We start from the raw sequence: 8,574 nt of genomic DNA on the forward strand, positions 1-8,574 counted from the left end.
TTTTACATAAAGCGAATTTTCGTTCGCTTGGAAAATACATTCTTTGTTATAATTTGTTGTAGAGGTGAAGGACATGTCAAACAAACTTGAAACAGGTATTCAATATATGCAAGAAGGAAACTGGGAAGAAGCGGCTAAAAATTTTACAGAAGCAATCGAAGAAAATCCGAAAGATGCGCTTGGCTACATTAACTTTGCGAATTTATTAGATGTATTAGGCGATAGTGAAAGAGCGATTTTATTTTATAAACGTGCATTAGAGTTAGATGATAAATCCGCAGCTGCTTATTATGGCTTAGGAAACGTATATTACGGTCAAGAGCAATTTGCAGAGGCTAAAGCTGTATTTGAACAAGCAATGCAAGCGGGATTACAATCAGCTGATGTAACATTTATGCTAGGTATCACACATGTGCAACTTGGAAATGATCGTCTTGCACTACCTTTCTTACAAAGAGCAACTGAATTAGATGAAAATGATGTAGAGGCTGTATTCCAGTGTGGACTTTGCTTCGCACGATTAGAGCACATTCAAGAGGCGAAACCTTATTTTGAAAAGGTATTAGAAATGGATGAAGAGCATGCAGATGCGTATTATAATTTAGGTGTTGCTTACGTATTTGAAGAAAATAACGAGAAGGCCCTTGCTCTATTTAAGAAAGCAACAGAAATTCAACCAGATCACTTTTTAGCTGGTAATGGTATTCGTTTATTAGAGCAAGAAGCTGAATAAGATGAATATGTAGTTTAATGGGTAGTTATCCCTCATCTAAAAAGGTGGGGGATGTACTGCTCATTAAAGTGAAAATATCGGGAAGGAGAGGAAAGATGGGAAATCAACATGCAATGGATTTGTTCGAGGAAGAGAAAAAATTTATAAAAGCGCAAGTTCTTCATACCATTTTCCACAACGAAGAAAACCTCTATTCCGTTGTCAGTATGAAAATCATTGAAACAAATGAAACGTACGATGAAAAAAAAGTAATGATAAACGGTCATTTTCCCCGCATGCATGAAGATGAAGTGTTTACATTGACAGGTCATTTTAAAGATCATCCAAAGTATGGGAAACAATATTTGGTTGAAACATTTAAAAAAGAATTGCCGCAAACAAAAGCCGGTATGGTGCAATATTTAGCGAGTGATTTATTTAAAGGCATAGGAAAGCGTACAGCTGAAAAAATTGTGGACCATCTTGGGGAACATGCTATTTCTAAAATTATGGATGATCCTGATGCGTTAAATGGTGTTGTCAACAAGCAAAAAGCGCAGGAAATATATGAGACAATCGTTGAGCATCAAGGGTTAGAGAAAGTAATGAGCTTTTTAAATGGTTACGGTTTTGGAACGAAGCTTTCTATTAAAATTTATCAGCAATATAAAGAGATGACATTAGAAGTGATTCGGAATAATCCATATCAACTTATCGAAGAGGTTGACGGGATTGGATTTGGACGAGCAGATGATATAGGACGTGCGTTGGGGATATCGGGTAATCATGATGACCGTGTGCGTGCGGGATGTTTTTATACGTTAGAGAATGTATCCTTGCAACTCGGCCACGTTTATATGGGAAAAGATCAACTTGTAAGAGAAACGATGTCACTTTTAAATAATCAAGAAGGAAGAGTGACGGAGGAAGATATTATAGCCTGCGTTGAAATGATGCAAAGTGAAGGGAAAGTCATCATTGAAGAAGAACGAGTGTATTTAGCATCGTTGTTCTACTCTGAAAAGGGTGTTGTAAAGTCTATTCGCAGGCTCATGAATCAAGAAGAAACACCTTCATTCCCTGAAGCGGAAGTGTTAAAGACATTAGGTGAAATTGAAGAACAGCTGAATGTACAATATGCACCATTTCAGCAAGAAGCAATTCAAACGGCGCTTCATAAGCCGATGATGCTATTAACAGGTGGACCAGGAACAGGAAAAACAACTGTTATTAAAGGTATTGTTGAAATGTATGCGTCACTTCACGGGTTATCGTTAAATCCGAATGAATATAGTGATGATAATCCATTTCCGATATTATTAACGGCTCCAACAGGAAGAGCAGCGAAGCGAATGAGCGAATCAACAGGACTTCCGGCTTGCACAATTCATCGTTTGCTTGGCTGGACGCCAGAAGGATCTTTTCAGCGCAATGAAACGGATCCGGTTCAAGGGAAGTTACTCATTATTGACGAGTTTTCGATGGTTGATATTTGGCTTGCAAATCAGCTGTTTAAGTCATTGCCGACAAACATTCAAGTTATCGTTGTAGGTGATGAAGATCAGTTACCATCTGTAGGACCTGGACAAGTGTTAAAAGATTTATTAAATGCAGGTGCAGTTCCGACAGTAAAGCTTACAGAAATTTATCGTCAAGCAGAAGGGTCATCTGTTATTCAACTTGCCCATGCAATAAAAGATGGCACGCTTCCGCCAGATTTAGCGCAAAATAAAAAAGATCGTTCGTTTATTAGCTGTACAGGGGCTCAAATTGTTGAGGTTGTCAAAAAGGTTTGTGAAAATGCTAAGACAAAAGGTTTTAGTGCAAGAGATGTACAAGTATTAGCACCAATGTACCGCGGACCTGCTGGCATTAATGTACTGAATGAAGCACTGCAACAAGTATTTAATCCGAAAAGGGAAAAGAGTAAAGAAATTGCTTACGGTGATGTTGTATACCGAAGAGGCGATAAAGTGCTGCAACTCGTCAATCAGCCAGAAAGCCAAGTGTTTAATGGTGATATTGGAGAAATTGTTTCGGTATTTTATGCGAAAGAAAATGTTGAACAACAAGATATGATTATCGTTTCATTTGATGGAATTGAAGTTACGTATACGAAACCAGATTTAAATCAAATTACACATGCATATTGCTGTTCCATTCATAAATCACAAGGTAGTGAATTTCCGATTGTGATTATGCCGATTGTAAAAAGTTACAACCGTATGTTACGTCGTAATTTAATTTACACGGGCATTACAAGAAGTAAGAAGTTCCTTATTATTTGCGGGGAGGAAGCGGCTTTCCAGTCTGGTGTAAATCGCCTTGATGATGCGATGCGTCAAACGACTTTAGCTAGTCGATTGCAGGAATCACAAGGAGAAGTACAGATGGTAACAGTTAATGGCGAAGAAATGGACGTGGAAAACATTTCACCGTATGATTTCATGTAACAAGGTGAAATTATATAGTGAAACTTTCAAACGTATAACGTTGAAAGGCTCCAGTAATGTATAAATGAATGCGGTTTGGACATAATGGCGAATAGAATCTGGGAGACTGTAAGGAGATGAAAGCCATATGTTCATTTGTCCAAATTGCAAAGGGAAAGACATTGGAAAAATAGGTGTCAACCAATTTTATTGCTGGAATTGTTATATCGAATTATCGGTTTCAAAGGGGAAAATCCATACGCATCAAGTAGAAGAAGATGGTTCGTTAAGCTCTCTTGATGATTTATTTGATGAGAATGAAAGAACGATCGGATAACGAAAAGGGGGATTTACTTTGAATATACGCAATTCATTAATCGCATTAGGTGTTGGAGCAGCAGCATATCAATATGCTCGCAAACAAGATGTATTTTCAAAACGCAATATGAAAAAAGCACGTAAGATGATTAAATCTTATTTATAAGCGTAAAAACTCCCTTCCTGATAAGGGAGTTTTTTTATGCGCTTGTATGCAAATATAACAGTCCAATTTCAGAGAAGAGATAAGATAGGCCGTAACATCCAACGCCAAGCATGCCGTAATGAAATAATTGCTTCGCTCTTTCTTTTCGTGAGGAACGAATAAAGAAACCTTTCCAAATACCAAACCCGATACAAACCCATTCAAGAATCATAAAAAGTGCAGATAATACAAGCATAAACAAAACCATAGCGAGCCCTCCTGATTATATTGTTCCATGTTGTACTCTCAGGGGTGGTTGTCCTTATTATGTTAAATATATGTACGTCTTTACAAAACAGTATTGTCTGTATGAAAAGATTTTAAAAGTTTTGCACATAACCTACCCTATTTATTTTCAAAATAAAGGTGGAGGAGGTTTTTCGTGTGAAGAATCTTAAAATCATTTGGATATATCGTTTAGGATTATTGTTACTTGTATTTCTTTGTTTGCTTGTCTTTTTAAAAATTAAGCCGCTATGGGCGCCGATTATTTTTGTATTTAAAGTGGCGATAACACCGTTTCTTATTGCGTGTTTTATTGCTTATTTATTGCATCCTTTAATTGAAAAAATTCATAAAGAGGGAATGCCTCGCACGCTTGCTATTTTGCTCATTTACATTCTGTTCTTTGGTGGGATTGGGTATGGGATTTATAAAGGAACACCAGTTGTTATTAAGCAGTTACAAGAGATTAATGAACAATTTCCGCAGTTTACAAAAATGTACGATTCTTGGATGGATGGGGTTACAGAACAAACAGCAAATTTCCCATCATTTATTCATGAAAAGGTGAAACAAATTTTTGGTGGTGTAGAAACGAAAATTCAAGCACTTTTAAATAAAGTGATGAGTACAGCTCGTGGTGTACTTGATTCGTTGCTCATTATTTTCTTAATACCGTTCATTGTATTTTACATATTAAAAGATTACGGTGAGTTTTATCATATATTTTGGAAACTAGTCCCGAGTAAATGGCGTAGTACGGGTCAAATGCTTGCGAAAGAAATTGATAAATCGCTCGGAAGTTATATTCGAGGACAGTTATTTGTTTGCTTAGTATTAGGGGGAGTATCTGTTCTTTCTTTTTGGTTTATTGGTATGAAGTATCCATTATTACTCGGTATTATTATTGGGGTAACGGATATAATCCCATACTTTGGTCCTATTTTAGGGGCGATTCCGACGTTGATGATTGCAGCGACGGTATCAACGAGTTTACTCATTAAGGCGGGAATTACGATCGCTATTTTGCAATTTTTGGAAAGTAACATTTTATCGCCTTATATCGTTGGTAAGTCGCTTCGAATGCATCCAGTTATTATTATGCTTGCATTACTAGTTGGAGGAGAGGTAGCTGGGATTGTTGGCTTGCTAGTATCGGTTCCTATTTTAGCTGTTATTCGTACAGTTATTGTGCATGTGAGACCTCTTTGGAAAAGAGAAGATGTTTAATGTGAAAGCCCTCTATTTATGGAATAGAGGGCTAATGATATATTTATTTAGAGAGCTGTTCGTATATTTTTTGAACGAGTGAGCTCACATCATTTGTTTGAATATGTTTTATTCTTTTCCATTCATTATCATACATAAATACAATTTGATTACTGAAAAGACGCTTCTGCTCTTTTAGATTAGAAATGTTTGCGAAAGAGTACTCTTCAAATAATGGGTTCTTACTTACATCTGGTCCGTAAAAGAAGAGCCGTTTATTCGTTAAAATTAATAGTCCTGGTCTTGCGACGGAACGATAAATAAATATATCTAATGAACATGCAGTGTACAATAATATCGTTTCGTCATTCGTTAACATATTTTTAGCTTTATTCAACAAGGTTGTCATTATAATCGCTCCTTTATTATTGATAATTTAATTATAACAAAATATAATATTCAGAAAAGTTTATAGAAGTAGTGCAATTTGTTAATGAATGCATAATATATGAAAAGGCTGTTAAGAATGAATAGTAGAATAGCTATGATTAATAAGCGATTGATATAAGATAAATGATTATCCACATTGACAAACTTAAGAGAATTCTATTATATTTAGTCATATAATACATTAAATCAATGACGGAACAAGTACGTTACAGTCCATTTATAGAGAGAAGCTTCCATATGGCTGAAAGAAGCTTTAAATGAAGGGTAACAGAAAGCTAATCCTGAGAGCAGCTAATCACTGCCGTCTTGCCACGTTACGGCACCATGAGGTGATGAATTGATTCGTATCGTAATCAATTCATAATTAGGGTGGTATCGCGAGTTAACTCTCGTCCCTTTTATAGGGGCGGGAGTTTTTTATATTTAAGGAGGAAAATACAATGAAACAACTAACAGGCGCTCAAATTCGTCAAATGTTTTTAGACTTTTTCCAAGAAAAAGGACATGCAGTAGAACCTAGTGCATCACTAGTTCCACACGAAGATCCATCTCTTCTTTGGATTAACAGTGGTGTAGCAACATTAAAAAAATATTTTGATGGACGCGTAATCCCGCAAAATCCACGTATTACAAATGCTCAAAAATCAATTCGTACAAACGATATTGAAAACGTAGGAAAAACAGCTCGTCACCATACATTCTTTGAAATGTTAGGGAACTTCTCAATCGGTGATTACTTTAAAGAAGAAGCAATTACTTGGGCTTGGGAATTCTTAACGAGCGACAAATGGATCGGATTCGATAAGGAGTTATTATCAGTTACAATCCATCCAGAAGATGATGAGGCATTCACAATTTGGAATGAGAAAATGGGTGTTCCGAAAGAGCGCATTATCCGTTTAGAAGAAAACTTCTGGGATATCGGTGAAGGACCAAGTGGACCGAATACAGAGATTTTCTATGATCGCGGAGAAGCTTACGGTAATGACTTTAGTGATCCAGAACTATATCCGGGCGGAGAAAACGAGCGTTACTTAGAAGTATGGAACCTTGTATTCTCTCAATTTAATCATAATCCAGACGGTTCATATACACCACTTCCTAAGAAAAACATCGATACAGGGATGGGTCTAGAGCGTATGACATCTATCGTTCAAGATGTGCCTACAAACTTTGACACAGACTTATTCATGCCAATGATTGGTGCAACAGAAACAATCTCTGGTGAGAAGTATCGTAATGGTGACTTAGAAAAAGATATGGCGTTTAAAGTAATTGCTGACCATATCCGTACAGTAACATTCGCTGTTGGTGACGGTGCTCTTCCATCTAACGAAGGCCGTGGTTATGTATTACGTCGTTTATTACGCCGCGCGGTTCGTTACTCGAAGAAATTAAACATCAACCGTCCATTCATGTTTGAATTAGTATCGGTTGTTGGAGAAGTAATGAAAGACTTCTATCCGGAAGTACTTGAAAAGAAAGATTTCATCGAAAAAGTTGTGAAAAATGAAGAAGAGCGTTTCCATGAAACACTTCATGATGGTGAAGCAATTTTAGCTGAAGTTATTGCGAAAGCAAAAGAAGAAAAAACAACTGTTATTTCTGGAGTAGATGCATTCCGTCTATACGACACATACGGTTTCCCTATTGAATTAACAGAAGAATATGCAGAAGAAGCTGGAATGACAGTGGATCAAGCAGGTTTTGAAAGCGAAATGGAAAAACAACGTGAGCGCGCACGTGCTGCTCGTCAAGACGTTGATTCTATGCAAGTTCAAGGTGGTGTCCTTGGGGAAGTTAAAGTAGCAAGTGAATTCGTTGGTTACGGTACAGTTGCAACAGAAAGTAATGTTGTTGCACTTGTGAAAAACGGTGAATACACAGACAGCTTACAAGCTGGTGAAGAAGGACAATTAATGCTTGATGTAACACCATTCTATGCTGAGAGCGGTGGACAAATTGCAGACCGTGGTTACCTTCTTGCTGATGGCGTGAAAGTGCTTGTAAAAGACGTACAAAAAGCACCAAATGGTCAAAACTTACACAAAGTAGTTGTGGAAGAAGGTACATTAACGAAAGACGCGGCTGTGAAAGCTGTTATTGATACAAAGAACCGTAGTAGCGTTGTGAAAAACCATACAGCAACTCATTTACTACACCAAGCATTAAAAGATGTACTTGGAATGCACGTTAACCAAGCGGGTTCTCTTGTAACTTCTGAACGTCTACGCTTTGACTTCTCTCACTTCGGTCAAGTACAAGCTGACGAATTAGAAAAAATTGAGCGTATTGTAAACGAGAAAATTTGGGAAAGTATTGATGTTGAGATTTCTCAAAAAGCAATTGAAGAAGCGAAAGAAATGGGCGCAATGGCATTATTCGGTGAAAAATACGGTGATGTTGTACGCGTTGTACAAGTTGGCGATTACAGCTTAGAGCTTTGTGGTGGTTGTCACGTTGATAACACAGCTTCTATCGGTATTTTCAAAATCGTTGCTGAGTCTGGTATCGGTGCAGGAACTCGTCGTATTGAGGCAGTAACTGGTAAGTCTGCATACGAATTAATGAACGATCAAGTAGGCTTATTAAAAGAAGCAGCTGGAAAAATGAAAACAAATCCGAAAGATATTTTAACAAGAGTTGATGGTCTATTTGCTGAAGTGAAACAACTGCAAAAAGAAAACGAATCTCTTGCTGCGAAATTAAGCAATATCGAAGCTGGAAACTTAACGGATTCAGTAATGACAGTTGATGGCGTGAACGTATTAGCGGCGAAAGTAAACGTTGCAGATATGAACAACTTACGTACAATGATGGATGACCTGAAAAATAAATTAGAGTCAGCAGTTGTCGTATTAGCTTCTGTAAATGACGATAAAGTAAACATTCTAGCAGGTGTAACAAAAGACTTAATTAGTCAAGGTTACCATGCTGGTAAGCTTGTGAAAGAAGTAGCTTCTCGTTGCGGCGGTGGCGGTGGCGGCCGTCCTGATATGGCGCAAGCAGGCGGTAAAAACCCAGCT

8 protein-coding genes and 1 other annotated feature are annotated in these 8,574 nt (G+C 37.3%); of the genes, 6 read left to right on the forward strand and 2 right to left on the reverse strand.

Annotated features, from left to right (window positions below; translation table 11 throughout):
* Window positions 1–73 precede the first annotated feature (73 nt).
* The 4 genes from BAQ48_RS22605 to BAQ48_RS22620 all read left to right on the forward strand — a co-directional run bounded on the left by BAQ48_RS22605 (window position 74) and on the right by BAQ48_RS22620 (window position 3,628).
* On the forward strand, window positions 74–733 hold the full coding sequence (locus BAQ48_RS22605; RefSeq protein ID WP_016086179.1) for a tetratricopeptide repeat protein: 660 nt from the start codon (window positions 74–76) through the stop codon (window positions 731–733).
* Window positions 734–828: 95 nt separating this feature from the next.
* On the forward strand, window positions 829–3,165 hold the full coding sequence (recD2, locus tag BAQ48_RS22610) for an SF1B family DNA helicase RecD2 (RefSeq protein WP_000528055.1): 2,337 nt from the start codon (window positions 829–831) through the stop codon (window positions 3,163–3,165).
* A 127-nt stretch (window positions 3,166–3,292) separates the two neighbouring features.
* A complete protein-coding gene (locus BAQ48_RS22615) occupies window positions 3,293–3,481 on the forward strand; it encodes a hypothetical protein (RefSeq protein WP_000469281.1) in 189 nt (62 codons plus the stop codon).
* An 18-nt stretch (window positions 3,482–3,499) separates the two neighbouring features.
* Window positions 3,500–3,628, forward strand: coding sequence for a YrzQ family protein (locus BAQ48_RS22620; RefSeq protein WP_001026264.1), 129 nt, complete (start codon window positions 3,500–3,502; stop codon window positions 3,626–3,628).
* 34 nt (window positions 3,629–3,662) lie between these two features.
* On the opposite strand, the gene BAQ48_RS22625 is transcribed toward BAQ48_RS22620, so the two are convergent.
* A complete protein-coding gene (locus tag BAQ48_RS22625; RefSeq protein WP_000242555.1) occupies window positions 3,663–3,875 on the reverse strand; it encodes a hypothetical protein in 213 nt (70 codons plus the stop codon).
* 176 nt (window positions 3,876–4,051) lie between these two features.
* Here BAQ48_RS22625 and BAQ48_RS22630 point away from each other — a divergent pair, with 176 nt between their 5' ends.
* Window positions 4,052–5,119 (forward strand): AI-2E family transporter, encoded by a 1,068-nt coding sequence (locus BAQ48_RS22630; protein ID WP_071712922.1) that lies wholly within the window; start codon window positions 4,052–4,054, stop codon window positions 5,117–5,119.
* Between the two features lie 43 nt (window positions 5,120–5,162).
* Here the strand turns inward: BAQ48_RS22630 and BAQ48_RS22635 are convergent, their stop codons facing one another.
* Window positions 5,163–5,507 carry a PH domain-containing protein gene (locus tag BAQ48_RS22635; RefSeq protein WP_071712923.1) on the reverse strand — a complete coding sequence of 115 codons (345 nt, stop codon included), beginning with the start codon at window positions 5,505–5,507 and terminating at the stop codon, window positions 5,163–5,165.
* Window positions 5,508–5,728: 221 nt separating this feature from the next.
* Window positions 5,729–5,948, forward strand: a binding site (T-box leader).
* A gap of 40 nt (window positions 5,949–5,988) precedes the next feature.
* Here BAQ48_RS22635 and alaS point away from each other — a divergent pair.
* Window positions 5,989–8,574, forward strand: a 2,586-nt coding sequence (alaS, locus tag BAQ48_RS22640) for an alanine--tRNA ligase (protein WP_071712924.1), incomplete at its 3' end; no start/stop codon positions are given.

The organism is Bacillus luti (assembly GCF_001884105.1).
Lineage (GTDB): Bacteria > Bacillota > Bacilli > Bacillales > Bacillaceae_G > Bacillus_A > Bacillus_A luti.

Bases quoted from the DNA above. Each gene is read 5' to 3' on its own strand.
- BAQ48_RS22605 (WP_016086179.1), top strand. From the start codon at position 74: ATGTCAAACAAACTTGAAACAGGTATTCAATATATGCAAGAAGGAAAC.
- recD2 (WP_000528055.1), top strand. From the start codon at position 829: ATGGGAAATCAACATGCAATGGATTTGTTCGAGGAAGAGAAAAAATTT.
- BAQ48_RS22615 (WP_000469281.1), top strand. From the start codon at position 3,293: ATGTTCATTTGTCCAAATTGCAAAGGGAAAGACATTGGAAAAATAGGT.
- BAQ48_RS22625 (WP_000242555.1), bottom strand. From the start codon at position 3,875: ATGGTTTTGTTTATGCTTGTATTATCTGCACTTTTTATGATTCTTGAA.
- BAQ48_RS22635 (WP_071712923.1), bottom strand. From the start codon at position 5,507: ATGACAACCTTGTTGAATAAAGCTAAAAATATGTTAACGAATGACGAA.